The organism is Aquihabitans sp. McL0605 (genome assembly GCF_049993875.1).
Classification (GTDB): Bacteria; Actinomycetota; Acidimicrobiia; order Acidimicrobiales; family Iamiaceae; genus Aquihabitans.
The window spans coordinates 4145879-4171816 of record NZ_CP188252.1; the positions used below are offsets into that span (position 1 = coordinate 4145879).

Genomic DNA, 25938 nt, shown 5'->3' on the forward strand with positions numbered 1-25938 from the left:
TGCCCGGATGACCGATCCCCGCTTCGAGTCCGTGTCCGAGGTCCGCGAAGGGCTTCGCAAGGTGGACTACCTCTCCGACGAAGGCATCGCCGGCATCGTCTACCTGGCCGACCGGCTCCAGAAGCCCATCCTGGTCGAGGGGCCGGCCGGCACCGGCAAGACCCAGCTGGCCAAGTCGGTGGCCGAGATGCTGGGCGCTCGCCTCATCCGCCTCCAGTGCTACGAGGGGCTCGACGAGGCCAAGGCGCTCTACGAGTGGAACTACAAGAAGCAGCTCCTGCGCATCCAGGCCACCGCCGGCGAGGGCGACTCGTGGACGGAGGTCGAGGAGGACCTCTTCTCCGACGAGTTCCTGATGGAGCGCCCGCTGCTCGAAGCCATCCGAGCCGACGATCCCGTGGTGCTGCTGATCGATGAGGTCGACCGCGTCGAGGTCGAGACCGAGGCCCTGCTGCTGGAGATCCTCTCCGACTACCAGGTGTCCATCCCCGAGCTCGGCACGATCACCGCCAAGCAGATCCCGCTGGTGTTCCTCACCTCCAACAACACCCGTGAGCTGTCCGAGGCCCTGAAGCGCCGCTGCCTCTTCCTCCACGTCGACTACCCCGACCTGGAGCGCGAGAAGGAGATCGTGCTCACCAAGGTCCCCGACATCACCGACAACCTGGCCGACCAGGTGGCCCGCATCGTCCGCTCCCTGCGGCAGCTCGAGCTGAAGAAGAGCCCGTCGGTCTCCGAGACGCTCGACTGGGCCAACACGCTGATGCTGCTCGGGGTCGAGCAGATCGACGCCGAGACGGCCACGTCCACGGCCAACATCTTGCTGAAGTACCAGTCCGACATCGCCAAGGCGGTCCGGGAGTTCGCGGCCGACAAGCAGGGTGCGAAGCAGTTCGCCCCGGGGCCCAAGTAGCCCACGCCCGATGACCGACACCGCGGAGCCCGAGGTCAAGACGGTCGGTGAGCCGCTGCTCGACCTGCTGAACGGGTTCATCGTCGAGCTGCGCGAGGCGGGCCTGCCCGTCAGCCTCACGGAGAACCTCGACGCCATGGCGGCCATCGAGCACATCCCGCTCGAGGAGCGCGAGACCTTCAAGTACGCGCTCGCCGCCACGCTGGTGAAGAACAACGCCCACTGGCGCTCGTTCGAGACCGTGTTCGAGGTCTACTTCTCGCTCCGCGGCGCCAAGTACGGGATCGACGACGACACGCTCGACCCCGATCTCGCCGACCTGCTCGACGACGACGAGCGAGACGGCCAGGGCGAAGGCGGCTCGGGCCAGTCCGGCCAGGGCGGCGGCGACGCCCTCACGCCCGAGGAGCTCCAGAAGCTGCTCTACCAGGCGATGATGAAGGGCGACGAGGCCCTCATGCGCGCCATCGCCCGTCAGGCCGTGAAGCGCTTCGCCGGCATGGAGCCCGGTCGCCCCGTCGGCGGCACCTACTACCTGTACCGCACGCTGCGGAACCTCGATCTCGACGGTCTGCTCGAGAAGATGATGGACCAGCGCCGGCAGCAGGCCACCGACGATGGCGAGCCGCTCAGCCCGCTCGAGGAGCGCCTCGAGCACGACGAGTACGAGCACCGCGTCGAGGGCCTCAAGAAGGAGATCGAGGCGGAGATCCGTCGCCGCCTGGTCGCCGACCGGGGTGTCGAGGCCATGGCCAAGACGCTGCGCAAGCCCCTGCCCGAAGACGTCGACTTCATGCACGCCAGCCGCGAGGAGATGGTCGGGCTGCGCAAGGCGCTCATCCCGCTCACCCGCCGGCTCGCCGTGCGCCTGGCCCGCAAGCGCCGCCACAACCGCAAGGGCCCGCTCGACTTCCGGCGCACGGTCCGCGCCTCGCTCAGCTACGGCGGCGTCCCGGCCGAGCCCAAGTTCCGCCACCCCAAGCCGCACAAGCCCGAGATCTTCGTGATCGCCGACATCTCCGGGTCGGTCGCCGCGTTCGCCCGGTTCACGCTGATGCTCGTCTACGCGATCAGCGGCCAGTTCTCGAAGGTCCGGTCGTTCGTGTTCATCGACGGCATCGACGAGGTCACCAGCTACTTCGAGGGCGTCGAAGACGTCACCGAGGCGGTGCACCGGGTCAACACCGAGGCCGACGTGGTGTGGGTCGACGGCCACTCCGACTACGGCCACGCCTTCGAGGTGTTCCACCAGAAGTGGGGCAAGGAGATCGGGCCCAAGACCACCGTGATCATCCTCGGCGATGCCCGGAACAACTACCACGCGTCGCAGGCCTGGGTGATCAAGGAGATCCAGCACAAGGCCCGCCACGTGTACTGGCTGAACCCCGAGCCCAAGAGCTACTGGGACACCGGAGATTCCATCGTGGGCGACTACGGCGCCCACTGCGACGACGTCTTCGAGTGCCGCAACCTGCGCCAGCTCGAGCGCTTCGTCGAGCACCTCGCCTGACGCGAACCGGGCCTGGTCGCCCGGTGCGCGGTGGTCGAACGCCGGATCGGCCGCCCCATCGGGACCTGGGACCTGTTCCGGTGGACCGCTCCGCAGCTGATCCTCAGGCCGCTCGCCACGCTCCGCCGCCTCCGAGCGGGCCGGGGCGGGCGGCGGCAGGCTGAGCGCACCGCCGGAGCGGGCCCCGCCCTCGTGGCAGCGAGAACACGGCGGCCGGCACCCTGCTGACGGCCGGCCGCGTGCGAGGTGGTGGCGGGTACGGTGCGGTGCGGACGGACCCCACGGAGGAGCAGGCCATGGCCGATGATGCACTGATCAGCACGATCCACAAGCTGGTGGAGGAGGAGCACGAGATCCGCGCCGGCGATCAGCCCGATCCCGAGCGCCTCGCCCACATCGAGGTCACGCTCGACCAGTGCTGGGACCTCCTGCGCCAGCGCCGGGCCCGCCGCGACAACCAGCAGCCCGACACCTCCGATGTGCGCCCCGAAGGGGTCGTGGAGGGGTACCAGCAGTGAGCCCTCGCTCCTTCCTCCTCGACGATCGCCTGAACGCCTACGTCACGAGCCACACCGAGCCGGTCGACCCGGTCATGGCCTGGCTCACGGCCCGCACGCAGGAGCTGGGCGATCGGGCCGGCATGCAGGTGGGTCCCGACCAGGCCGCGTTCCTCACCATGCTCACGCGCTTCGCCGGGGTCACCAACGCGGTCGAGGTCGGCACGTTCACGGGCACCTCGGCGCTGAGCATCGCCCGCGGCATGGGCCCGAGCGGCCGGCTGCTGTGCTGCGACGTCAGCGAGGAGTGGACCGCCATCGCCCGTCGCGGCTGGGCCGACGCGGGGGTCTCGGGGCAGATCGACCTGCGCATCGCCCCTGGCCTCGAGACGCTCTCGGCGCTGCCCACCGATCCAGTGATCGACTTCGCCTTCATCGACGCCGACAAGCCGGGGTACGCCGGCTACTACGAGGAGCTGGTGCCGCGTCTGCGGCCCGGCGGCTGGATCGTGGCCGACAACACGCTGTGGAGCGGCAACGTGGTCAACCCCGACGACACGAGCGAGGCCACCGAGGCGCTGCGGGCCTACAACGACCGGGCGGCGTCCGATGAGCGGGTCATGACGGCGCTGATGGCCGTGGCCGACGGCCTCACCATCAGCCAGAAGCGCTGATCCGGCTCAGGCCGACGCCGCGCCGATGGCCGTGAGCGCCAGCACGGCGCCGCGCAGGTCGCCCACCAGGCCGCCGGCCATCTTGTTCATCACGTAGGCCACCGAGAGCTCGAGGTCGGCGTCGATCACGCAGATCGCGCCGCCCCACCCGCCCCAGAAGCACGATCGCGGGTTGGGGCTGAGCGGCGTCGACTCGCTCATCAGGCCGAACCCGGTGCCGAGCCGCATGGTCATGCCCAGCGCGTCCACCGGGCCGTTCCACTGCTCGGTGAAGATCCGCTCCACGCCTTCGGGCGAGAGGATCCGGACGCCGTCGAGCGTGCCGCCGTTGGCGATCAGCGCGTGGACCCGGGCGACCGAGCGGGCGTTGCCGGTGCCGCCGGCCGACGGGATCTCGGCGGCGCGCCACGCCCGGGTGTTCTGCTCTTCGCCGGACACCGGTGCGCTGGCCAGGATCCGGAAGTCCATCGACGCGGTGTCGGCGCCCTCGAGCGCGCCCAGCACGTTCCCCGGCGGCACCATCTCGCCGACCCTCGGCTCCTCCGACTCGGGGAGCCCGATGTGGAAGTCGGCCCCGAGCGGTCCGGCGATCTCGTCGCGGAAGTACTGGCCGATGGTGCGACCGGTGAGGCGCCGCACGACCTCGCTCTCGACGTAGCCCTGGGTGATGGCGTGGTAGCCGGCGTGGGTGCCCGACGGCCACCAGGCCTCCGATGCGGCGAGGTTGGCTGCGCAGAGGTCGTGGTCGTAGAGGTCGGTGGCGGCGATGGCGGGGGAGAAGCCCGGCACCGGCGAGGTGTGGCCGAGCACGTGGGCCATGGTGACGTCGCCCTTGCCGCCGGCGCCGAACTCGGGCCAGACGGCGGCGATGGGCGCGTCGAGGTCGAGCTCGCCCCGGTCGGCCAGCACGAGCACCACGATCGCCGACATGGTCTTGGTGACCGACCAGCAGTTGACGATGGTGTCCTGCTGCCACGGGGTGCCGGCGCCGTCGGCGTCGCCCGCCCACAGGTCGACCACGGGTTCGCCGCGGAGGGTGACCGAGACGCTGGCGCCCCGCTCGATGCCGGCGTCGAAGTTGGCGGCGAACGCGGTGCGGACGCTGTCGAACTCGGGCTTGCAGGTGCCGTGGATCTCGGTCATGGGGTACCTCCAGTGGGAACTGGCGGGACCCTAGCGAAATCTTGACCCGCGGGTCAGGCGGTGCGCGGAGGCCGGCTCAGGCCAGGTGCAGGCCGCACTCGGTCTTGTCCTTGCCGCGCCACCGGCCGGCGCGGGGATCTTCGCCCTCGGCGACCGGCGACGTGCACGGCATGCAGCCGATGGACGGGTAGCCCTGCTTGGTGAGGGGGTTCACGATGATGTCGTGGTCGGCGATGTAGTCGTCGACGTCCTCGTCGGTCCAGGTGGCCAGCGGGCTGATCTTGATCAGGCCACGGAGGTCTCGGGAGACGATGGGGGCGCCGGCGCGGGTGGCCGCCTCGCCGCGGCGGAGGCCGCTCATCCAGGCCCACTTGCCGGCGAGGGCCCGGTCGAGCTGACCCACCTTGACGGCGGAGCAGCAGTTCTCGGGATCGGCCTGCCAGAGCTCCTCCTCCTGGCGGGCGACGGTCATCATCCGCAGGTTGAGGCCGTAGTGCCGACGGACCTCTTCGACCGTGGCCAGGGTCTCGGGGAAGTGGTAGCCGGTGTCGATGAAGATGACCTCGACGCCCGGGTCGACCTTGGTGGCGAGGTCGATCAGCACGGCGTCGGTCATCGACGCGGTCATCGCCAGGTGCGGCGAGTACTGGTCGACGGCCCACTGGATGATCTTGCTGGCGGGCAGCCGTTCGAACTCGTGGCTGATCTCGGCCAGCTCCTGGTCGGTGTAGTCGACAGGGGCCGATTCGACGAGGCTCATGCGGGGGGCTCCCGGGGCGTTCAGGCGGACAGCGGTCTCTTGGGACTCGGCAACGCTCACGTGGCGCACTCCGACTCGCCCACCTCGGCCACGTAGGGCCCGGTCTCGCCGAAGTCGACGTAGAACTCGGGGTTCTCCTCGGGCGTGGGGAACACGTCGAGGTCCTTCAGCCCTTCGGCCAGGACCTTGACGCCGCCCGACCGGTCGATCCAGCCGCGGAAGGTCTCGCCTGCTTCGCGCTCCTCGGAGAACTTGCGGACCACCCGGACCGCCGCCTCGGGCGCGGCCTTGGCGGGCAGGCGCAGGGCCCGCTCGCCGAAGTTGATCTCGGTGTCGCCCACGTAGCCGCCGAGCAGCATGGTGTAGCCGGGGGCGGACTGGCCGTGGGCCCGACGCTCGGCGCCGGAGAAGCCGATGTCGGCGATGTGGTGCTGGCCGCAGGAGTTGGTGCAGCCGGAGATGTTGGTGCGGATGCCGCCCACCTCGGACAGCCCCTCCTCCTCGAGCCGGGTGCCGATGGCGTCGGCCAGGCCCCGGGACTGGGTGACCGCCAGGTTGCAGGTGTCGGCGCCGGGGCAGGCGACGACGTCTCGGGCCAGCTCGGTGCCGGGCTCGGCCATGCCGATGGCGGCGAGGCGATCGAACAGCTTGGGCAGCTGCTCCTCGGTCAGGTCGCGGAACACCAGGTTCTGGCGGTTGGTGAGGCGCACCGAGGCGCCGAACTCCCGCTGGATGGAAGCGAGGGCCCGGAACTGGTCCGACGTGATGTCGCCGAGGCGGGCGTACGCCAGTGCGGACACGGTGCCCTTGGCGGCGCCGCGCACGACGTTGCCCTCGGCCCAGCGCTCGTAGGGGACCTTGGAGGTGATGGTGACGGGTGTGCCCTGGCCGATGACCGTGGGCGTGACCGTGGCGTGCACGCCGGCAGGGGCGTCGCCGTACTTCTCTACCTCTTCGGGGATGCCGCCCGGCCACGTGTTGGAGGCCAGCAGGAACTTGCGCTCCTTGAAGATGCGCCGCTGGGTCTCTTCCCAGCCGAGGGTCTGGACGACCCACTTCATGCGGGCCCGCAGCTTGTTGTCGCGGTTGCCGGTCTGGTGGAAGACCCGCAGGATCGACTCGAGCGTGGGGAGGAGCTCCTCTCGAGGCGTGAAGTCCTCGAGCAGGAGGGCGGGGAACGGGTTGGCGCCGAGGCCGCCGGCCACGAACACCCGGAAGCCGAGCTCGACGGAGCCGTCTTCGGCCTCACGGCGGCTGGCGACGACGCCGACGTCGTTGAACATGGCCTGGCCGCAGTCGGTCTCGCAGCCCGAGAAGTTGATCTTGAACTTGCGCGGGAGGCGCTGGGCGATGGGGTTGCGCAGGAAGTGGCGGTTGGCGGCCTCGGCCCACTGCGTGATGTCGAGGTGCTCCTGCGGGCAGGCGCCGGCGAGGTGGCAGCCCATGACGTTGCGGACGGCGTCGCCGCACGCCTCTCGCGTGGTGAGCCCGACCCGGCCGAGATCCCGCATGGCATCGGGGACCCGCTCCAGCGGCACGTAGTGGAGCTGGATGTTCTGGCGGGTGGTGATGTGACCCCAGCCGCGGGAGTACTCATCGGCGATGCGGCCGAACATGTCGAGCTGCTCGGGGGTGACGCCGCCGTAGGGGATGCGGACGCGCAGCATCTGGTTGTGCCCGCCCTGGCGCTGGCCGTAGATGCCGTTCGTCAGACGGAAGACGCGGAAGATGTCCTCGTCGATGGTCCCGTCGAGGTAGCCGGCGAGGATGCGTTCGAACTTGTCGATGTCCTCCGCCTGGCCAGGATCGATCTCGCGCTGCTGCAACATGAAGGGCTCCCTTGAGTGCCTGTCGGATAACCGACCAGACAGGTCACGAATTCCCACCAGCGTCGCAAATCTTGAGCACCTGGGTCAACAATTGAGCCGGAAGTCACGGCACATGCCCGCTGACCAGCACCTGGTCAGCGGGAATCTCCCGATCCCGGGGCTATTTCCGCAGGAGCTCGGCCACAGCAAACGCCAGATCGACCGACTGGCGGCCGTTGAGGCGGGGGTCGCACATGGTCTCGTAGCGGTCGCCGAGGTGGGCGTCGAGGATGGCCTCGGCCCCGCCGAGGCACTCGGTGACGTCGTCGCCGGTGAGCTCGACGTGCACGCCGCCGGCCCAGGTGCCCTCGGCGTCGTGGGCGGCGAAGAACCCGGCGATCTCGGCGAGGATGTCGTCGAAGCGGCGGGTCTTCTGCCCGAACTGCGCGGTGATCGTGTTGCCGTGCATCGGGTCGCACGCCCACACCACCGGGTGGCCGGCGTCTCGGACGGCGCGCAGCAGCGGCGGCAGGCCGGCCTCGATCTTGTCGGCGCCCATCCGGGTGATCAGCGTGAGGCGGCCGGGGACCTTCTCGGGGTTGAGCGCCTCGCACAGAGCGAGGACCTCATCGGGGGTGGCGGTGGGGCCGATCTTGCAGCCGATGGGGTTCTTGATGCCGCGGAAGAACTCGAGGTGGGCCCCGTCGAGCTGGCGGGTGCGCTCGCCGATCCACACCATGTGGGCCGAGCAGTCGTACCAGTCGCCGGTGAGCGAGTCCTGGCGGGTGAGCGCCTCCTCGTAGCCGAGCACCAGCGCCTCGTGCGAGGTGAACAGGTCGGCCTCGTGGAGGTTGGGCGTGGACTGGGTGTCGATGCCGCAGGCCTTCATGAAGCGGAGGGCGCGATCGATCTCGTCGGCGAGGCGCTCGTAGCGCCGGCCCTCGGTGCTGGCGGCCACGAACTCCTGGTTCCAGGTGTGGACCCGCGCCAGGTCGGCGTAGCCGCCCTTGGTGAAGGCGCGCAGCAGGTTCAGCGTGGACGACGACTGGTGGTACGCCTGCAGGAGCCGCTGCGGATCGGGGATCCGGGCGGCTTCGGTGGGCGTGATGTCGTTGACCAGGTGGCCCCGGAACGACGGGAGGGTGAGGTCTCCGATGGTCTCGGTGTCCGACGACCGGGGCTTGGCGAACTGGCCGGCGATGCGGCCGACCTTCACCGTGGGGACGCCCGACGAGTACGTGAGCACGACGGCCATCTGGAGGATGACCTTGAGCTTGTCGCGGATGGCATCGGCACCGAACGCGTCGAACGACTCGGCGCAGTCGCCGGCCTGCAGCAGGAACGCCTCGCCGTTGGCCACCGAGCCGAGGCGCGCGGTCAGGTCTCGAGCCTCGCCGGCGAACACGAGCGGCGGCATGCTGCTCATCTGCTTGAGGACCGATTCGAGGGCGGCCTCGTCGGGCCAAGACGGCTGTTGGGCGGCCGGGAACTCGCGCCAGGAGCGCGGCGACCATGGGGCGGAGGTGGTGCTCACGTGAAAAGGGTGGTCGACGCGGCGCTCGAACGCAAAGTGGTTTGCGTTCGAGCCTCGAGCGTCAAGCGGCGTCGGTGCGGGCCGTGGCTTCGTTGCGCACGGTGTTGACCGCCCGCTTGACCATGCGACGGGCCGCTTCTGCGGTCACACCCAGCTCTTCGCCGACCTCGCGGTACGAGCGCTTGCGCCCGTCGTGGAGGCCGAAGCGCTGCTCCACGGCGAAGCGGGCCCGACCGTCGAGCACGTCGAGCAGCCCGGTCACCATGCGGTCTTCCTCGTTGGCGAGCGCGAGCTCTTCGGGGCCCGGTGCCGCATCGGCGAGCAGGTCGACCAGCTCGGACCCGTCGTCGTCTCCGACCGAGCGGTCGAGCGAGGTGGGGGTGGCGAGGCGGTGGAGGCGGGCGTGCTCGTCATCGAGCTCGTCGCCGTCGCCCGAGACCTGGCGCAGGGCGGCGCGCAGGCTGGCGGAGCGGTCGCCCGGGAGGCGCACCAGGCTGGCCTTCTGGTCGAGGGCCCGGCCGATGGCCTGGCGGATCCAGAAGGTGGCGTAGGTGGAGAACTTGAACCCCTTGCGCCAGTCGAACTTGTCGACGGCGTGCTCGAGGCCGAGGTTGCCCTCTTGGACGAGGTCGAGCAGCTCCATGCCGGGGGGCAGGGGGTAGCGGCGGGCGATGGAGACGACGAGGCGGAGGTTGGCGCGGATGAACCGGTCCTTGGCGCGGGCTGCCGCGCGGTCGAGCCGACGGTCCTCGGCGGCGGTGCTGCCGTTGGCGATGCGCTCGCGTGCGGCCACGCCGCGCTCGATCACCTGGGAGAGCTCTCGCTCCTCCTGGGCGTTCAGCAGCGCAACGGCGCCGATCTCATTCAGGTACTGACCAACGGAATCGCTCATGACGACTTCTCCAACAGCTCTGGTGCGGTGACCATTCCCGCCGCGCCCACTTCAGCGAAGTGCATGCGGCAAGTTTCTTCCAGGTAATTTCGAACCGTGCGCACCCCCGTTCTTCTTCCCGGCCTGGTGGTGACACCCGTCACCGGCATGGCCGATGGCCGGCGCGGGATGGTCCGCTGATGGTTCGGAGCCGAGGCGGCCGGCGGATCGGCATCTTCGGGGGAACCTTCGATCCTCCTCACATCGGCCACTTGGTCGCCGCGATCGATGCCCAGCACGCGCTCGATCTAGACCTCGTCCTCCTCACGGTCGCGAACGTGCCGTGGCAGAAGGCGGGCAGCCGCGAGATCAGCGCCGCCGAGGACCGGCTGGCGATGGTGCGAGCCGCCGTGGCGGAGACGCCGTACCTGGAGGCCAGTGACCTGGAGCTGCAACGAGGGGGGCCGTCGTACACCGCCGACACCCTCGATGATCTGCGCCGGATCGAGCCCGACGCCCACCTGTTCGTGATCCTGGGCGACGACGCCGCTTCCGGCTTCACCACCTGGGAGCGCTACGAGGAGGTCGCGGCCGGGGCCACGCTCGTGGTCGTGGATCGCCCGGGGGAGCCGACGCCGGTCGACGAGCGGTTCACCTGGGTGCGGGTCGACATCCCCGAGCTGGAGCTCTCCAGCACCGAGCTGCGGGCACGCGTCGGCGACGGCCGGTCGATCCGCCACCTGACCCCAGAGGGGGTCGCGGCCTGGATAGACCGGCGCGGCCTCTATCGTTGACCCGATGACTCCGGAGCAGCCGCCCAGTTCGTCGCGGCGCCCTCGCCCCGGGGTCGCCGCTCGACGCCGCGCGCTCGGCATCGACGGCACGCCCGTCCGGGCCCGGGAGAGCCTCCGCGACTCGCTGGCGCGCATCCCCGATCTGGAGCCCGACGAGGGCATCCCGCTGAGGATCGATCCCGAGTCCGGCCAGGTGGAAGCAGCCACCGTGCCGGCCGCCACGGCGACGGCTGCCGTCGCGACGAAGCCCTCCAAGCTCCCGAGGTCGGCCCGCAAGGCGGCGAACGGAGCTGCGGTCACCATCGACGCACCGAGCGCGGTCGACGTACCGAGCGCGGTCGACGTACCGAGCGCGGTCGACGCGCCGCCGGTCGCCTTCACGGCGCCCACGCCCGCACCCGCCCAGGCCCCCGACGCCACGCCGGCAGACACCGAGCGCGATCCCGTGCTCGCCCTGGCCGCCACGGGGGCCACCACGCCCCGCGGCATCGCACCGAAGCCCCAGGCGGCCCCGGCTCCGGCTGCCCCGGCTCCGCTCGCCTCCGACGGCGGGGACGCCGGCGCTCCGGCCGCTCGCCACGGCGGTCGCCCGAAGCCGCCGATGTGGCGCCGGGTCACCTTCGCGGTGGTCCTCGTCGGGCTGATCGCGTCGATCCCCGTCCTCGGCTACCTGGGCACCAAGCTCATCGCCGACAGCAAGGCCGGCGAGTACAACGGCCAGTCGCTGTCGCCGACCGACCCCGGCTTCGAGGCCCAGGTCGACTCCACGCCCACGGCCGTGGCCATCCAGTTCGACCAGAACCACATGCCGAACGCCGTCACCTTCATGGCGCTCTCGGGTGCCAACGGCGGTGGCTCGGTGATCTTCATCCCCCTCGACACCGCCGTCACCCACCCGGCCTACGGCATCGGCACCCTCCGGGACTCGTACCGGGTGGGGGCCGCCCACCCCGCCAACGCCCGGGCCCGCCTGGCGGCCAACGTGGGCATGCTCCTCAACGTGGGCGTCGACGAGATCATCGACCTGGGCGACGCCGGATGGTCGCAGCTGGTGGCGCCGGTGGCACCGCTCAAGATCGACAACCCCGATGTCGTCGACCTGGGCAACGGGACCGTCATCCCCACCGGCCAGACCGAGGTGTCCGCCGACCAGGCCGGGCAGTACCTCGCCACCACCATTCCCGGCGAGAGCGATCTCAACCGGCTCAACCGCCACGAGGTGGTGTGGTCGGCGTGGCTGGCCCAGGTGAAGGCCGCCGGCGGCGACTCGGTGCCCGGGGAGTCCACCACGGGCATCGGCCGGTTCGCCCGAGAGCTGGCGAAGGGCCCGGTCTCCTACGACACCCTCCCGGTGCAGGCCAACTCCGCTGCTCCCGGCACCTTCACGATCGACAAGGGCGCCGTCAACGAGCTCGTCACCAACTCGGTGGCGTCGCCCACGCCGGCGTACCCGGGCTCGCGCTTCACCGTGCGGCTGCTCAACGGCGTGTCCCCCGATGCGATCCCGTCCGACGTGGTGCGCTCGGTGGTCAGCAGCGGGGGCGCCGTCACGATCCTCGGCAACGGACCGTCGTTCGGCACGGGCGAGACCACCGTGGTCTACGGCGATCCGGCGAAGAAGAACGTCGCCAAGCTCGTGTCGAAGGTGCTGGGCGCCAAGGGGAAGGTTCGGCTCGACCGGGAAGCACCCGATACCGTCGACCTCACCATCGTGCTGGGGAAGGATGTCCTCGGCAGCGATGGGGGATCGGGCACCCCCGGTTCCACCACCCCCGACGTGACCGTCCCCGGAGGCGATTGATGACCGACATCGACGACGACGCCCACTGGCCCATCGCGGCCGCCCGGGCCGCCGATGCCAAGTCCGCCGAGGATGTGGTCGTGCTCGAGGTCGGTCCCGTGCTGGCGCTCTGCAGCCACTTCGTCATCGCGTCGGGCGGCAACACCCGGCTGGTCCGGACCATCGCCGAGGAGGTCGAGGCGCAGATCGCCGCGGCCGGCGGGCCGCGGCCGGTGCGCGTCGAGGGCCTCGACGACCTCCGCTGGGTGCTGCTCGACTACGGAGACTTCGTGGTCCACGTGTTCCTCGACGAGACCCGCACCTACTACGACCTGGAGCGGCTGTGGGCCGACGTCGACCGGGTCGACTGGCGGGAATCCGCTCCGGCCTAGGCCCTGCCTCACGCGGGGAACCGGATTCGGAGCAGACGGGTCCGCTTGCTAAGGTCACTGCTCCCTCGGGGCTATAGCTCAGTTGGTAGAGCGCTTCCATGGCATGGAAGAGGTCAGGGGTTCGATTCCCCTTAGCTCCACGGAAGAAGGCCTGGTCACAGACCGGGCCTTCGTTCGTTTTCGCTCTGCGCGCAGCCATCCCACCCGCCATCCCCGCGAAATCCCCGCGCGACCTCGGACCAATGCGCGACGGCGGTCAATCAGGCTTCGTGACCTGCCGCGCGCCTGCCCGACGCCGGGGCCAGCCCGAGGCGGGAGGGAGGGGACTCGAGCTCTGACGGAGGCCGTCACAGCTCACTTCATCCGGAGCGGGCATCGTTGTGTGGCCCGCACCCTGGCCGCGATTCCAAAGCCGGTTGTCACGAGTGGCTCCCTGGGAGTCAACATGTGCGTGACCTGCCTGTGCCGATGGGGAGTGGTCAACGTGCCTCCGCTCATCGCATGGAAGAGGCCCAGGTGTGGCATTCCCGCAAGCTCTACCGGGAAGGCTGGTCGGCAGGCCAGGCCTACGTTCTGGTCTGACGAGCTAACCAGAGTGGTTACCGCGGGCGAGATCCTCGCGGCCGACGCTGCAGCAGCGGATCCCGGTGAAGGCGGCGAAGGGGCCAGATGCGTTCGCAGCGGCGGGGGTCGCTCTGTGGGAGCCGAGACGGGGTGTGTCTGTCACCCGCATGCAGCGGATGTCCGATTCGTCTGCGATGCTACGCGGATGCTTGAACACCTCACCCCGGCGGACATCGCAAGGTCTCGTGACTTGCCCGGCGAGGCCAGGCTGACGGCTACGAGAGAAGATGAGGCGACGGCGTGAGCGATGCCGCCCTCGCGGCGATCGTCGAGGATGGGGCTCCGGCCGGGGACATCACCGTCACTCTGTCGAACGAACTTGTCCACCTGCTGTCAGAGCAGATGTACCAATCGCCGTTGAAGGCAATCGAGGAGCTGGTGGTCAACTCCTATGACGCGGATGCTCGGCAGTGCCGCTTGAGCATTCCGCTACCGCCAGCAGATCGACCGTACCTACTCGTGTACGACGACGGCGTCGGTATGACGCCGGACGGATTGAAAGATCTCTGGCAGATCGGGCGAAGCAACAAGCGAAGCGAGGAGATCGCCAAACTTATCGGTCGAAAGCAGATCGGCAAGTTCGGCATCGGCAAGTTGGCGACCTATTCAATAGCGCATGTCGTCACTTACATCTCCAAGACCGCTACCGGAATACACGCGGTCACCATGGATTTTCGAGATTTCGCCCATGATGCTGAGGGCGGCAAGCCACTCGGCCTCACCATCCGGACCGTTTCGGACGCGAGTCTGCGTGGTGACGAGTTCAAGGCTGCTCTTGCGAGCCTTGAACTCGAACCGAAGGATCTGATCGATGCCCAACGCTGGACGCTCGCTGTCCTCGAGGAATTGAAGCCAAAGCTAGGGAGAATCCAGACGAGGGGACTCAAGTGGGTCCTGTCGACCGCGATGCCGCTGAAGCCGGACTTCAAATTGTTTTTGAACAACTCGGAAGTCGTGAGCCATAAGGCGACCTTCAAAGCTGTCGCTCGTTTTGGCGTTCATGAGCTTCCCAAGGCTCGACTGGATTCGCACGAAGCGACGTTCGGAACGCAGACCCGCGTAGAGGGCGACAGGATCGTGAGCGACACGTTTCCCAGCGGCATCAGCGGTGAAGTCATCATTACTGAGCAGTCGCTTTATGGCGGCAAGAGCAGCGACCTAGTCCGTAGCCACGGCTTCTTCGTTCGCGTTCGAGATCGCCTGGTGGAAGAGGGGGATCCGCTGTTCGGTCTCGATCCTCTGTCCTACTCCGTGTTCAATCGCTTTCGTGCGGACATCGAAGCAGATGACCTCGATGGCGCAGTCACAGCCTCCCGCGAGGGTTTCGAGGCGTCTGATGACATCGTGGAACTCCAGGGTCTGCTGTCGGAGCTGTTCCTGGAGGCTCGATCGCGGTGGGAGGCCGAGAAGAAGAAGCGAGAGGAGGACGAGAAGCGCAAGAACGAGTCGAAGCGTGAGCGGGTCGACAAGGATCTCGTCGAGGACCCGCTAGCGGACGCCCTGTCGGACGATCCCTACGACGATGAGTACGACGATGACGTCGCTGGAGATGACGAGTGGCTATATCTCCTCCTGCCGGAAGCGGCGGAGAGGGCACAGCTGATCGAAAAGCTGTACTCGGGGAATCGGACGAGATACACGTACTCGGAACGCGAGGCCGGATCGACCGGACCGGTGGTCGCCTTCGATCCAGCTGACTCAACTTTTTGGATCAATGTCGAGCACCCGCTGGTGCAGGCTCACGACGAGCCAAACTCACAACCTCTTCTCCGAGACCTGCTGACGTCGGAAGTGTTGCTTGAGGTTTATCTCCGTCAGACGGGGCTCTCGCCGGTGCTGATCTCTGAGCTCCTTGCTCGACGGGACAGCTTGTTTCGCAGCTTGGCCGACGACCATCTGACGAGCGTCACAGCGATCGCAGCTCAGCTGCGAGACAGCGCTGATGACAAGTACGACCTTGAGATCAACCTCGTGATCGCTGCCCGGGCTGTTGGCTTCGTGGCGAGGCACGTTGGTGGGGCGGGCAATCCTGATGGTGTGGCGAAGTACCCCGACTACCCAGCTGGGGAGAAGAAGATCATCCTCGAGGCCAAGTCCTCCCAAGACGAGCCCGGACTCGGTGCGATTGACTTCGCTGGGCTCGCACAGCACATGAAGGACGAGCCTGGTGCTGTGGGCTGCCTGCTCGTCGCCCCCACCTACCCCGGAAAGGGACTGGGTGACTACGCCCAAGCTGCGAAGCGAGCTGAGAACCTCGGCATCTCATGTTGGACGGTTGAACAGCTGGCGCGAGTCGTCGAGCTGTCGCAAGCCCGCCACATTTCTGCGTCCGAGATCCTCGCCATTGTGACGGCAAGCTTTACCCCTGACCAGGTCGCTGCGGCGGTCGATGCACTGCTCACCGTCGGTGGCGATGACCACCACGCCCTAAACGCCGCCGTGATCGATGCCCTCCGGTCGCTGGACGGTCGTATGCCGGATAAGGCACGAACGGTCGAGGCGATCGCCACCGAAATTACGGGTCGCCCCGACTTCAGCTCGACCAAGTTTGCTGACATCCGCCGTGCCGTGGCCGATGTGGTTACGGCAAGCCAGGGCATCCTTCGGATGCGAGATGGCCGCCTGATTCTCCGCGGCAGCTATGACGAGTTGGACCGGCGCGCCGGCTCGATCACGGGGCGGGGTGCACCGACGCGACGGGCCAGTCGGTTTGCCGCAGATGAGGACGTGCCCTAGGGAGTTGGAACTGTGGACCTGCGAAAAGCCAGAACGTATTCCGCCCCGATATCGGCGCCGTTGTGGCGGGTGTAGGACATGTACCGGTTCTTCGTGGGGTAGCTCAGGACTTCGTCTAGATGGAAGGCCCTACCGGCGAGCTCTGCGAAGAGCTGCTGGGTCGGAAGTCGGGTTCCGTGCCAGGTGCTGTCTCCGACAACGAACACCGCAGGGGATCCAGCTGTGAGCACTGGAGCGAGGGCGATGAATACACGTGACATTGCGATCATGTAGTGGCGGAATGACAGCCCACTTTTGGTGTTGATTTTCGTTAGGTGTTCCAGCCATCGGGCTACTTCCGGTCCCGCTGGGGTGTCCTGCTTGAGCAGCGGATCGCGCATCGGAATCTTGGGGCGACCGATGTACTGAGGTAATAGGGACAGGCGATCAGCTTGGGTCTTGGTGAGGCCCAGCCAGAACATCTCCAGCTGATGTCGCCGGTAGTAGTCCACGGCGCCGTAGTACGGGGGCGAGGTGATCACGGTGTCCACAGGCGAATGGACGTGAGTAGCTGGACGTGTTGCGTCGTGCAGGTACACCTCCTGTGAGGTGCCGGCCTTCGCAGCTTCGGCGAAGTCCGTCGCAGCCTTCAGGGATCGAGCGAGGGCATCTCGCAACAGGGCGTGCGGGTTCACGACCCTGCCGGCGGCGTCGCGGGCCCGCATGTGTGAAGTCACCTCGAGACCCGATACTGGCACTGGGTCCGCGTTGGAGGCATTCCGAATAATCGAGGCGAATACGATCGAAAGAAATGCGCGGTGGGACTCCGGGACGTCGATTTCGGCGAGAGCACGCTTCATCTGAGCAAGCTCAAGGATGACGTATCTCCTGAACCAGTGGTGGAGGTTGGGGATCGCAGGAATCCAGGCCCGCAAGCTGGAGGCGCGCCGCTCGTAGGTTGTCTCGGCAATGTCTTGCCACTGAAGCCGCTCGTAGCCGCCTGTGCGACGCTCCAGGCCAGCCAAGGCAGCGGTGAGTGCCGCGGCACTCTGACGCAGCTGGGCCGGCCTGAACACGTGAGTCTTCACTTGGGCAATCGCTACTGCAAGAGGATCGATGTCGGACCCGATCCCGTTTCGGCCGGCGCTGGCCGCTTCGACCAGCAGGGTGCCACTACCGATAAACGGATCGTAGATGGTGCCTCCGGGCTCCGAGTATCGCTCGATGAGTGCTCGAGCCACAGGGGGATGGAACTTGGCTGGGTAGCGAAACAGGTAGTGGGTCAGTTTGGGCGCCGGCGTGTGGGCGAGGATGTCGAGGGGGTCGGGGCACTCAGGCATGAGCCGGCGAGTCTTTCAGGTCGGCGACCCGAGCGTGGTAGTCGAACCGCGAAGCCAGAGGTGCGCTCGGCTCGGAGGAGAGGCTGCGGCCGGGCGGCGCCCGGGGTTGAGCGAGGGTCTGACCTCGGAACCGCGGAGCCACCTTGCGCCAGCAAGCCGGGTCGGACACGCAGCGCGCCTGCCTGCGACTACCTGGACCCACTTCCGGGATGAGGGTTGCCGGGACGTCGCCCATCGCTAGATGCTGGCGTAGCGCCAGGCGTTAGCCCGCTCGAATCGTTGCGCGAAGGCGTTCGTCAGCACGGCGGTCGTCTCCGACCTCCCGAAAGTGCTCGCGAGATTGCGGGTATGAGCGAAGGACGCTGGCTACAACACGGGCTTCTTCGCCCCGAAGACCCCGGAGCCAGGACTGTATGGAGTTCTGAGGTCGAAACTGGTTCCATTCGTCATCCCATTTGAAGAGTGCCTCGGCTGCATCCTCCAGAAGGTCCAGATCGTGGATATGGGTCGACGCCAGGGCGAGGCGGTAGAGGAACAGGATCACCTGGTCGGCGTGCTTGAAGTCCCTCGATCCCCAGTCGCCGCCGAGGTGGTTGCCCAGCGCTTGTGCCGCAGATCCAAGCAGATCAGGGCGCGTATCCGCTACTGAGCGCAGGGATGCCGCCGAAAGTTCGGATATGACGTCGATGTGTAGGTCGTAGTCCTCAGCGTTGTCATGGCCCAGTTGCAGCAGATCCAACGCTGCCTGGTTGTTTCCGCCCTTCGCAGATGCCGCTAGCCCTTCCGCCGCCGAGAGCAGATCGGGTTCAGGGTCATCAAGGTGGTGCCCGATGAGTTCCATTAGATCCTTTACCGTCTGGGGACGGTGCGCGGGGTGTTGTGCGGTCGCTCGACGGACGACCGACCTCCAGGGCCCGGAAGGCGGTAGCAGCGAGATGTTGGGCTGGGGGAGGGTTCCAGTAAGGACCCAGCCGATGACCTGGCCGAGGCTGTAGATGTCCGCCTCTGGTCCCGCTTGGTGCGCATCGATCGCCAACTCCGGCGCCGCAAAACCCTCCGTGCCGAGAGCTGCTCCGATGCGTGTTCTGCCGGGGACCGTGGTGCCGCCCCGTGGCCCGCGACCGAGGCCCCAATCAGCAACGACCCACCGCAGCCGGTTTCCGGGTATGGCCAGCCGCAAGATGTTCTCAGGTTTCACGTCCCGATGAACCCATCCGCTGGAATGAGCGGCCTCCAAGCCCGAACCTACGGCGGTGACAAATCGTCGCAGTTGGTCCCTGTCGCTGGCCAGCAATTCGCGTGAGGCTGCTGCATTGTCCTTTGCGAGGGGCATGACGAACCAGTCGTTGTCGACAGAGGCATCGAGGACCGGCATTACGTTGCGATTGCTGTCGAGCGCTCGACCGACCTTGATCTCCCGCTTCATCCTGGCAACGGCGTCGGGGTTGGGATCATGTGGGCGCTTCATGGCGATCGGCGTGTGCGTCGGCTTGTGTGTGCCCTTGAACACGACGGCCTGCCCCCCACTGTCATCGAGCGGTCGGGAGTCGAGCGCGTAGTCGGACCGCGCCGAACGCGCCTGGGACAGAACTTCAGTCCATGGGTCTTCCATGGCGGGTCCCTCCTCCTCCTCGTCACGCCGCGCAGCGTGCTCCCGGCCAGCCATCCTGGCAGCCACCCGAAGGAACCGAGGTCGATGCCGCGAGATTCTCGCCCAGCCACGGGCGAGCATCGTTGTGCTTGGTCACCTCTGGCCGCTGAATGAGGGGCCCGACGATTGGTCGACTAGCCGACTCGGGATAGGACCATCGGCTTCAGCCGGCTGACGAGCTGATGGAGGCGAGGGTCGCGAAGAGCTTGTCGAGGTCGGCCTCGACGAAGATCGCTTCGGGGCCTTCGGGGGCGATGCCGTCGTAGGGGGTCTCGTAGACGCGGGCCGCTTCGACGAGCCCGCGTTCGGTGAGCTCGTTGATGATTAGGTTCACGAACTCGATCTGGTTCTTGCTGTATTGCTTGTTGTCGAGGAAGTGGGCGAAGGCGACCTTCGCGGCGTTCCGGTCGAGGCCGACGAGAGAGCGGACGAACCGGCCGAAGCTGCCGGCCTTGGCGCTTGCTGCCGCGAAAGTCTCGTCATCACCGATGCCGGCCGCGACGAGGATGCGCTGGAGCTCGCCGAGGTCGGCATCGGTGAGCTGGTCCCCCGAGCGGACCTTGGCGACGGCTTCCTCGGCGAGGTGTTCCTTGAGGAAGTGCTCGGCCTTCTTGCGGAACTGGGCGAACTCAGGGCTGGTCCCTGCGGCACCACCGGTGCCCGGCAGGTCGATCTCGCTGGTGGCGCCGATCATGTCCTGGAAGTCGGAGTAGATGACGCTCTTCTTCAAACGCTCGATCAGCGGAACGAGGAGCCGGAGCTTCTTACGGACCTCTTCGAGCATCGGGTAGCTGACATCGATCCACCACTCGTCGTGCTGGATGTCTTGGATGAGCTCGAGCTGGGCGGCGATGACGGGGATGGTCTGCTGGTCCTCGAGCGCCCCGGCGATGGCCATGACCTTGCGGCGCTGCCGTTCGTAGGGCTCGCCCCGAAGCACGCCGAGCTGGGCGTTGAGCAGGAGAACGTCGAACCGCTTGGCGTCCTCGTGTTCCGGGTCGAGTTCGGCGGGCAGCTTCGCTACGCGGGACGCGAGGGCGGCGAGGTCACCGACGGACATGGTGTCCCAGGGCTTCTCGTTGCGGAACTTCTCGACGAGCTCGAGGTGGGGTCGGACGAGGAAGTTGTTGGGGTTCATCGACGCAATCGCAGTTCGGAGCACGTGGGCGACCTCGGCGCGTTCGTCGTCGTGAGCCTGGATCGTGTCGAAGGTCTGGATGAGCTCGAGCCGGGTCTGGAAGATGAGCTCGCTGAGCGGCGTGCCCCCGGTCGCCTCGGCAGGGACGAGGGGCTGGCTGAAGTACTCGAGGTTCCCGCAGAAGTCGAAGACGTTGAAGTGTGTCTTGTGGTCCCCGGGTCCAAACAGGTCGAGGCAGAGCCGTGTGCCGCGGCCGATCATCTGCCAGAACTTCGTCTTGGAGCGAACGAGCTTGAAGAAGACGAGGTTGACGACCTCGGGGACGTCGATGCCGGTGTCGAGCATGTCGACCGAGATGGCGATGTGGGGGGCTTTATCCTTGATCGAGAAGTCGTCGATCAGGCTCTGGCCGTACTTCACGCTGTGGGTGATGACCCTGGCGAAGTTGCCGTTTTCGAGGTGGGGGTAGTTGGCGACGAACCGCTCGTAGATGAAGTCGGCGTGGCGCTGGTTCTTGGCGAAAATGATCGTCTTGCCCAGGCGGTCGCCGCCCGCGACCTTGATCCCGTTGGTCATGAGCCGTTCGAGGACCTTATCGACGGTGTCCTCGTTGAACAGGAACTTGTTCAGCGCCGCAGCGTCGACCTCGGCCGGCGGGTCCAGCGGGTTGCCGTCCTCGTCCTCGCCCCACTCGAGCTCGTCCCAGACGTCCTTCTCGTCCTCGGTGAGGTCGTCATAGCGGATGCCGCCGCGGAGGAACTTGGTCTCGATCGACACACCCCGGGGAGGGACCAAGAACTCGTCGTCGATGGCATCGTCGAGTGCGTAGGCGTCGGTCGGGACCCCGGTCTCGAGGTCGAACAGGTCGTATGTGTTCTTGTCGACCTCGTCCTTCGGGGTGGCGGTCAGGCCGACCAGCAGCGAGTCGAAGTAGTCGAAGATGCCCCGGTACTTGCGGTACACCGACCGGTGCGCCTCGTCGATCACCACCAGGTCGAAGTGGCCTACGCCGAAACGGCGGGTGCCGTCGGCGCGGTACTCGTCGATCTTGCCGACCATCGTCTGGTAGGTCGACACGTAGACCCGGCCGGTCTCGCCGCCCTCCGACACGAGGTTCACCGGTGCCGAGTCCGGGAGGTGCAGCTTGAACGCGTTGACGGCCTGGTTCACCAGTGCCGTCCGGTCGGCCAGGAAGAGGACCCGCTTCACCAGACCCGCTCGCATCAGCAGATCCACCAAGGCGATCACTGTCCGGGTCTTGCCGGCTCCGGTGGCCATCACGAGCAGCGACTTGCGTTGCTTGTCGATCTCGAAGCGCTCACCGATCGCCGTGATCGCACGGCGCTGGTAGTAGCGCTCGACGATGTCGTCGTTGACGTCGAGTGACGCCAGGGGCACCGTCGAGGTGCGCCGCTGGATGAGCAGAGCCAGTTCATCCTTCGTCAAGAAGCCATGCACCGACCGGGGCGGGAAGCCGGTGTCGTCCCACAGCCAGTGCTCGTAGCCGTTGGAGTAGAAGATGACTGGGCGCTGCCCAGTTGCCTGCTCCAGACAGTCGGCGTAGAGCTTCGCTTGCTGCTGCCCGGTGAGCGGCGAGACGAGGGTCTTCTTGGCCTCGACGATCGCCAACGGGAGCCCGTCGTCTCCCCACATCACGTAGTCGACGTACCCGACGCCTGAGTTCGAGGGCATGCCGTGGACCTCGAACTCGCGGTCACGGGCGTCGGTCAGCTTCCAGCCGGCCTCAGCGAGCAGCGCGTCGATCTTGTACCGGCGTGTCTCGAGCTCCGACCAATCGTGTGCCTCGATCGGCACCGCCGATGTTGCAGCCGCCTTCTTTGCGGCCGCCACCTCTTCGAGGAGGGCGGCGTGCTCAGCTTCGAGCTGGTCGACGGTGTTGGACAGCTCGGCAACCTGCTGCCGGGCAATCTCGTTGTTGCGTGCCTCCTCGGCCAATCGCTGCTCGAGGTCCTGGCGCTCCTTGAGCGACGCCTGCTCGGTGGCACCCGGACGAGGGAGCGCACGCGGGTCGAACTTCACCGTCGGGTCGGGCTTGCTGGAGCGGCCGTAGGTGAAAGCGAGGAAGAAGCAGAACTGGAACAGGGCCGAGATCACCTCGACGGCCTCTAGCTGAGTCGGCTCCTTCGACTCGTGGACCGCAGCGTTGCCGGCGCGCTGGATCTTCTTCGCTGTCTGGAACACCAGACCGTTCGCCAACGCCTTGAACGCCGGCTCGTTCAGGTACGCGTTGAGCTGGTTCTCCCATGGCCGAGGTAGCGCCCGGTCGTGGTCGAACATCCACTTGACCCCGGACTCCAACGCCCTCCGTGCGTGGATCACTGCCGGCCCCGGATCTGAAAGCGCATGTCGCTCGGCCCACTCAGCCAGGATGAACTGGTCACCGAACTCGCCCGCCAGGAACGAGAACTGCGACCCGATCACAACTCGCCCCGGAAAGCCCGCTGCTGCAGCGAGGCGAACAGGGCTTCGAGTTCCCCCAGCGATGACGCCTGTGCTTCGCCGAGTGAGCGAACGTGAGCGACGCGAAGGTCGAACTCCTCTAAGGCTTCGCGCTGCGGCACGGGGATCTGCCACCCCTTGAGGGTGCTTGTGTTCACAACCGATTGCGCAGAGCCGACCTGCCGGCCTAACAGGAAGCGTTGCGTGCGGGGGAGCCGAAGCAGAGCCAGGAGGTACTCGGCGCTCAAGAACTCGCCAGGTCGAACCACGATGATGTTCGCGCAGTTTGCGCCGTCCAACTCCGGTGGAACCACAGCAGCGCGGACGGCACGGGAGACATGCCTCGAGATCACTAGGTCGCCCGTCCCCAAGGTCGATTTCCGCAGCGTCGAGTGGAACGAGGGCGAGATCCGGAGGAGGTTGTCGCGAAGGATCCGGCCGTCGCCGACGTTTCCGGTGCGCAAGAAAGGGACGCCGAGCGGGTCCAGGTGTGCCGACGATTGACCGACGTGACCCACGGTCACGCGTTCGGCCACCTCCGCTAGCGCTAACACCGGCGCGTCCCGTTGCTCGGCAACGAAGCGCGCACAACTGGCGTCCTCTAGCTGTCGTAGCAGCTCGTTAGCCGAGCGCCTTTTCGACCTGAGATCATCGGCACGATCGAGTAGCGAGGCGATCCGTTGTTGCTGTTGAATAGGCAGCAAGGGGATCTCAGTTTCCTCGACGACCGCTCGAGTGATTCCCTGGATGGTTGCGCCTTGGGCCAATGCCTTGAAGCGTGGTGCTTGATCCTGGAGACACCGGACTAGATAGCGGGGGTCCAGATGGGCTGCGTCAGGTAACACCGCAGTGATGTCTTGGCTGTAAGACAGAGCTACCCCTGCGATGGCGGCCTTCCCGACCCCCGTGCGGGTGACGAGCAGAACGGTCCCGGCAGGTACCAGGTTCGCTGCACTATGCCTGATGGCCTCCGCAGTTATGTGTGACCTTGCTCCATCGCCAACGAGAATCTCGTCTGAGATGTCTGCACCGGTGATCCAGGGGATCTCACCCTCGAAGTAATCCGATCTTGCGCGGCTCGGCGTCCCGCCGTTGAGGAACGATGCGACATCGCCGAGCGCGACGGTTGGAACGGTCAAGACAGCATCGTTCTGAGCTCGGCTAGTCCCAAGTGAATCTCATCCTCGAGTGCGTCCAGCTTGCCGAGGATGTCTGTCGGACTAGCGAGTTCCACCTCATCGTGAACGATCGTTTTGTAGCGGTTGATGGACAGGTCGTAGTCGTTGAAGGCGATGTCGGCTCTGGGGACGGTGAAAGACTGATCCGTGCGGGTCCGGGTGAGCTCGCCGCCGGTGCGGTCACGCCAGCGGGCGACGGCATCCGGAAGGTTGTTCTTGGAGTGGTCGTCACTCGTGAGAGCGGCGGTGATACCGAGCTTCTCCTCAGGGAGCAGGGGATTACGGCGGTCATCGAGGCTTCGGCCATCGGACTGGAGGTCGTAAAACCACACGTGTTCGGTGCCGCCGCTATTGGTCTTGGTGAACAGGAGGATGGCGGTGGAGACGCCGGCGTAGGGCTTGAAGACGCCGGACGGGAGCGAGACGATGCCGTCTAGCTTCTGGTCTTCGACGAGCATGCGTCGGAGTTCCTTGTGGGCCTTGCTGGAGCCGAAGAGGACACCGTCGGGAACGATGACAGCGGCGCGGCCTCCGGGCTTGAGGAGCCGCAGGAACAGGGCGAGGAAGAGCAGCTCGGTCTTCTTGGTCTTGACGACCTGCTGGAGGTCCTTGGCGGTGGACTCGTAGTCCAGCGAACCAGCGAAGGGCGGGTTGGCGAGGACGAGGCTGTAGGCCTCGATGTCGCCGGCGTGTTCCTGGGCGAGGGAGTCCTTGTACCGGATGTCGGGGTTCTGGACGCCGTGGAGCTGCATGTTCATCGACCCGATGCGCAGCATGGTGTTGTCGAAGTCGTACCCGTTGAACATGCCTTCGTTGAAGTGCTTGGACGTGACCGGGTCGGTGAGTACGCCCGGGTGGTGGTCGCTGACGTACTCGGCGGCGGCGACGAGGAAGCCGCAGGTTCCCGAGGCGGGGTCGACGATGACGTCGCCGGGGGTCGGGGCGGTCATCTCGACCATGAGCTGGATGATGTGGCGGGGGGTGCGGAACTGGCCGTTCTGCCCTGCGGTGGCGATCTTAGAGAGCATGTACTCGTAGACGTCGCCCTTGGTGTCGCGGTCTTCCATGGGGATGGCGTCGAGTCCGTCGACGGCCTTCTGGAGCAGGGCGGGCTTGGAGATGGTGAGGCGGGCGTCGCGCATGTGCTGGCCGTGGGTGCTGTTGGCGGCGCGGGCTTGGATGAACGGGAAGACGTACTTGTCGACGACCTCGTACATGTCGGCGGCGGAGAGGTTCTTGAACCGGTCCCAGCGAAGGTCGTCGTAGGGGCGGCTCTCGGTGAGGCCGTCGGGCGTGTAGTCCCCGGCGGGAAAGATCGGGTTCTCGACGGGTTGGCCCGTGCGGTTGGCCTTGCGCTCGGCGCGGGTCTGGGCCTCGTCAAGGCCCTTGATGAACAGCAGGTAGGTGAGCTGGTCCATCACCTCGAGCGGGTTGGAGATGCCCCCGGACCAGAAATCGTTCCAGACGGCGTCGATCCTGGACTTGAGCTCGCCAGTAATCATCGACCTGCCCCGGTCGTGGTCGCGGCGATGCCGTCAGGCTTCCGGGCTCGTTCATCGGTCAGCATGTAGTCGTCCCCTCCTTGCGCCTCGGCGCCCTCTCCGCCGCACGGAGATTGATCGGTCTCGGCGTGCGACTCCATGGTGGCACCTGAGCATCGCAGGCCGTGCTCCTTGTCCACCCGCCGAGCGTTGCCCGTGGGAGCGCCTGCCTCGCCCTGCACGGTCTGTGACCGTCCCGCGTGTCGGGCGGGCCCAACTGGCACGATCTTCCTCGGCATGGAAGAGGTCACGCTGATCTGAAGGAGGCCCGAGTCTGGCCACAACCCAGGTCACAGGCTCGTGACAATGCAGCTCTCTGGCGATCGAGGGGACCCTCCGATCCCCATCCACGCGAGATCCCCACAGCGAGGACCAGCTTTGGCCGCCGCGGGAGCGCTCGATCGTCTCATCGACCCGGTGCCGATGCGGCCTCCGTCAGATTCCGCACCGATCCTGTCGGAGACGCGACCCGGTCGCCCTCCGGCACCACCAGGACTTGCGCTAGCGAAAATCCTGGTGACGTTGAAACGCACATCTGGGGGGATATTCGGGTCTGTGAAGCGCCCCTGGATGTGCATGGCATGGAAGAGGTCAGGGGTTCGATTCCCCTTAGCT

At 66.9% G+C, this 25938-nt stretch carries 18 protein-coding genes and 1 tRNA gene; 9 read left to right on the plus strand and 10 right to left on the minus strand.

The window, feature by feature from the left end; genetic code table 11:
* Positions 1-7 precede the first annotated feature (7 nt).
* The 4 genes from ACPPVX_RS19190 (at position 8) to ACPPVX_RS19205 (ending at position 3594) form a co-directional block, all read left to right on the plus strand.
* Positions 8-913, plus strand: a complete 906-nt coding sequence (locus ACPPVX_RS19190) for an AAA family ATPase (protein WP_426572188.1) — start codon at positions 8-10, stop codon at positions 911-913.
* Positions 914-923: 10 nt separating this feature from the next.
* Complete coding sequence (locus ACPPVX_RS19195; RefSeq protein WP_426572189.1) at positions 924-2423, plus strand: vWA domain-containing protein; 1500 nt, start codon at positions 924-926, stop codon at positions 2421-2423.
* A 296-nt stretch (positions 2424-2719) separates the two neighbouring features.
* Positions 2720-2941, plus strand: a complete 222-nt coding sequence (locus ACPPVX_RS19200; RefSeq protein ID WP_426572190.1) for a DUF2630 family protein — start codon at positions 2720-2722, stop codon at positions 2939-2941.
* A complete protein-coding gene (locus ACPPVX_RS19205) occupies positions 2938-3594 on the plus strand; it encodes an O-methyltransferase (RefSeq protein ID WP_426572191.1) in 657 nt (218 codons plus the stop codon). The genes ACPPVX_RS19200 and ACPPVX_RS19205 overlap by 4 nt, the downstream gene beginning before the upstream one ends.
* A gap of 6 nt (positions 3595-3600) precedes the next feature.
* Here ACPPVX_RS19205 and ACPPVX_RS19210 read toward each other — a convergent pair whose 3' ends face one another.
* The 5 genes from ACPPVX_RS19210 to ACPPVX_RS19230 form a co-directional block, all read right to left on the minus strand.
* Complete coding sequence (locus ACPPVX_RS19210) at positions 3601-4737, minus strand: serine hydrolase domain-containing protein (RefSeq protein ID WP_426572192.1); 1137 nt, start codon at positions 4735-4737, stop codon at positions 3601-3603.
* A 76-nt stretch (positions 4738-4813) separates the two neighbouring features.
* The gene (locus ACPPVX_RS19215; RefSeq protein ID WP_426572193.1) at positions 4814-5497 is read right to left on the minus strand and encodes a phosphoadenylyl-sulfate reductase; all 684 of its coding nucleotides are present in this window, start codon (positions 5495-5497) and stop codon (positions 4814-4816) included.
* Positions 5498-5553: 56 nt separating this feature from the next.
* On the minus strand, positions 5554-7326 hold the full coding sequence (locus ACPPVX_RS19220; RefSeq protein WP_426572194.1) for a nitrite/sulfite reductase: 1773 nt from the start codon (positions 7324-7326) through the stop codon (positions 5554-5556).
* Positions 7327-7486: 160 nt separating this feature from the next.
* A complete protein-coding gene (locus ACPPVX_RS19225; protein ID WP_426572195.1) occupies positions 7487-8839 on the minus strand; it encodes a class II 3-deoxy-7-phosphoheptulonate synthase in 1353 nt (450 codons plus the stop codon).
* A gap of 61 nt (positions 8840-8900) precedes the next feature.
* Entirely contained in the window at positions 8901-9731 is an 831-nt protein-coding gene (locus tag ACPPVX_RS19230) for a sigma-70 family RNA polymerase sigma factor (RefSeq protein ID WP_426572196.1), read from the minus strand.
* A 179-nt stretch (positions 9732-9910) separates the two neighbouring features.
* Between ACPPVX_RS19230 and nadD the strand changes: the two genes are divergently transcribed.
* The 5 genes from nadD (at position 9911) to ACPPVX_RS19255 (ending at position 16036) form a co-directional block, all read left to right on the plus strand.
* Complete coding sequence (nadD, locus tag ACPPVX_RS19235; RefSeq protein ID WP_426572197.1) at positions 9911-10504, plus strand: nicotinate-nucleotide adenylyltransferase; 594 nt, start codon at positions 9911-9913, stop codon at positions 10502-10504.
* A gap of 4 nt (positions 10505-10508) precedes the next feature.
* Complete coding sequence (locus ACPPVX_RS19240) at positions 10509-12305, plus strand: LytR C-terminal domain-containing protein (protein WP_426572198.1); 1797 nt, start codon at positions 10509-10511, stop codon at positions 12303-12305.
* Entirely contained in the window at positions 12305-12676 is a 372-nt protein-coding gene (rsfS, locus tag ACPPVX_RS19245; RefSeq protein ID WP_426572199.1) for a ribosome silencing factor, read from the plus strand. The genes ACPPVX_RS19240 and rsfS overlap by 1 nt, the downstream gene beginning before the upstream one ends.
* A gap of 67 nt (positions 12677-12743) precedes the next feature.
* A tRNA-Ala gene (locus ACPPVX_RS19250) sits at positions 12744-12816 on the plus strand.
* Between the two features lie 724 nt (positions 12817-13540).
* A complete protein-coding gene (locus ACPPVX_RS19255) occupies positions 13541-16036 on the plus strand; it encodes an ATP-binding protein (protein WP_426572200.1) in 2496 nt (831 codons plus the stop codon).
* Here ACPPVX_RS19255 and ACPPVX_RS19260 read toward each other — a convergent pair.
* The 5 genes from ACPPVX_RS19260 to ACPPVX_RS19280 form a co-directional block, all read right to left on the minus strand.
* Positions 16033-17355, minus strand: coding sequence for a TRM11 family SAM-dependent methyltransferase (locus ACPPVX_RS19260; protein WP_426572201.1), 1323 nt, complete (start codon positions 17353-17355; stop codon positions 16033-16035). The two genes, ACPPVX_RS19255 and ACPPVX_RS19260, sit on opposite strands and share 4 nt — an antisense overlap.
* 262 nt (positions 17356-17617) lie before the next feature.
* Positions 17618-18967: a serine/threonine-protein kinase gene (locus tag ACPPVX_RS19265; RefSeq protein WP_426572202.1), complete on the minus strand. Its 1350-nt coding sequence runs from the start codon at positions 18965-18967 to the stop codon at positions 17618-17620.
* A 202-nt stretch (positions 18968-19169) separates the two neighbouring features.
* Positions 19170-22586: a DEAD/DEAH box helicase family protein gene (locus tag ACPPVX_RS19270; protein WP_426572203.1), complete on the minus strand. Its 3417-nt coding sequence runs from the start codon at positions 22584-22586 to the stop codon at positions 19170-19172.
* The gene (locus ACPPVX_RS19275) at positions 22583-23743 is read right to left on the minus strand and encodes a restriction endonuclease subunit S (protein ID WP_426572204.1); all 1161 of its coding nucleotides are present in this window, start codon (positions 23741-23743) and stop codon (positions 22583-22585) included. Before ACPPVX_RS19275 ends, ACPPVX_RS19270 begins: the two co-directional genes overlap by 4 nt.
* Positions 23740-25284 (minus strand): type I restriction-modification system subunit M, encoded by a 1545-nt coding sequence (locus ACPPVX_RS19280; protein WP_426572205.1) that lies wholly within the window; start codon positions 25282-25284, stop codon positions 23740-23742. The genes ACPPVX_RS19275 and ACPPVX_RS19280 overlap by 4 nt, the downstream gene beginning before the upstream one ends.
* Positions 25285-25938: the final 654 nt, after the last annotated feature.

Excerpts from the sequence above, each read along its gene's own strand:
- ACPPVX_RS19190 (WP_426572188.1), top strand. The coding sequence starts at position 8 with ATGACCGATCCCCGCTTCGAGTCCGTGTCCGAGGTCCGCGAAGGGCTT.
- ACPPVX_RS19195 (WP_426572189.1), top strand. The coding sequence starts at position 924 with ATGACCGACACCGCGGAGCCCGAGGTCAAGACGGTCGGTGAGCCGCTG.
- ACPPVX_RS19200 (WP_426572190.1), top strand. The coding sequence starts at position 2,720 with ATGGCCGATGATGCACTGATCAGCACGATCCACAAGCTGGTGGAGGAG.
- ACPPVX_RS19210 (WP_426572192.1), bottom strand. The coding sequence starts at position 4,737 with ATGACCGAGATCCACGGCACCTGCAAGCCCGAGTTCGACAGCGTCCGC.
- ACPPVX_RS19215 (WP_426572193.1), bottom strand. The coding sequence starts at position 5,497 with ATGAGCCTCGTCGAATCGGCCCCTGTCGACTACACCGACCAGGAGCTG.
- ACPPVX_RS19220 (WP_426572194.1), bottom strand. The coding sequence starts at position 7,326 with ATGTTGCAGCAGCGCGAGATCGATCCTGGCCAGGCGGAGGACATCGAC.
- ACPPVX_RS19230 (WP_426572196.1), bottom strand. The coding sequence starts at position 9,731 with ATGAGCGATTCCGTTGGTCAGTACCTGAATGAGATCGGCGCCGTTGCG.
- nadD (WP_426572197.1), top strand. The coding sequence starts at position 9,911 with ATGGTTCGGAGCCGAGGCGGCCGGCGGATCGGCATCTTCGGGGGAACC.
- ACPPVX_RS19240 (WP_426572198.1), top strand. The coding sequence starts at position 10,509 with ATGACTCCGGAGCAGCCGCCCAGTTCGTCGCGGCGCCCTCGCCCCGGG.
- rsfS (WP_426572199.1), top strand. The coding sequence starts at position 12,305 with ATGACCGACATCGACGACGACGCCCACTGGCCCATCGCGGCCGCCCGG.
- ACPPVX_RS19260 (WP_426572201.1), bottom strand. The coding sequence starts at position 17,355 with ATGCCTGAGTGCCCCGACCCCCTCGACATCCTCGCCCACACGCCGGCG.
- ACPPVX_RS19265 (WP_426572202.1), bottom strand. The coding sequence starts at position 18,967 with ATGGAAGACCCATGGACTGAAGTTCTGTCCCAGGCGCGTTCGGCGCGG.
- ACPPVX_RS19280 (WP_426572205.1), bottom strand. The coding sequence starts at position 25,284 with ATGATTACTGGCGAGCTCAAGTCCAGGATCGACGCCGTCTGGAACGAT.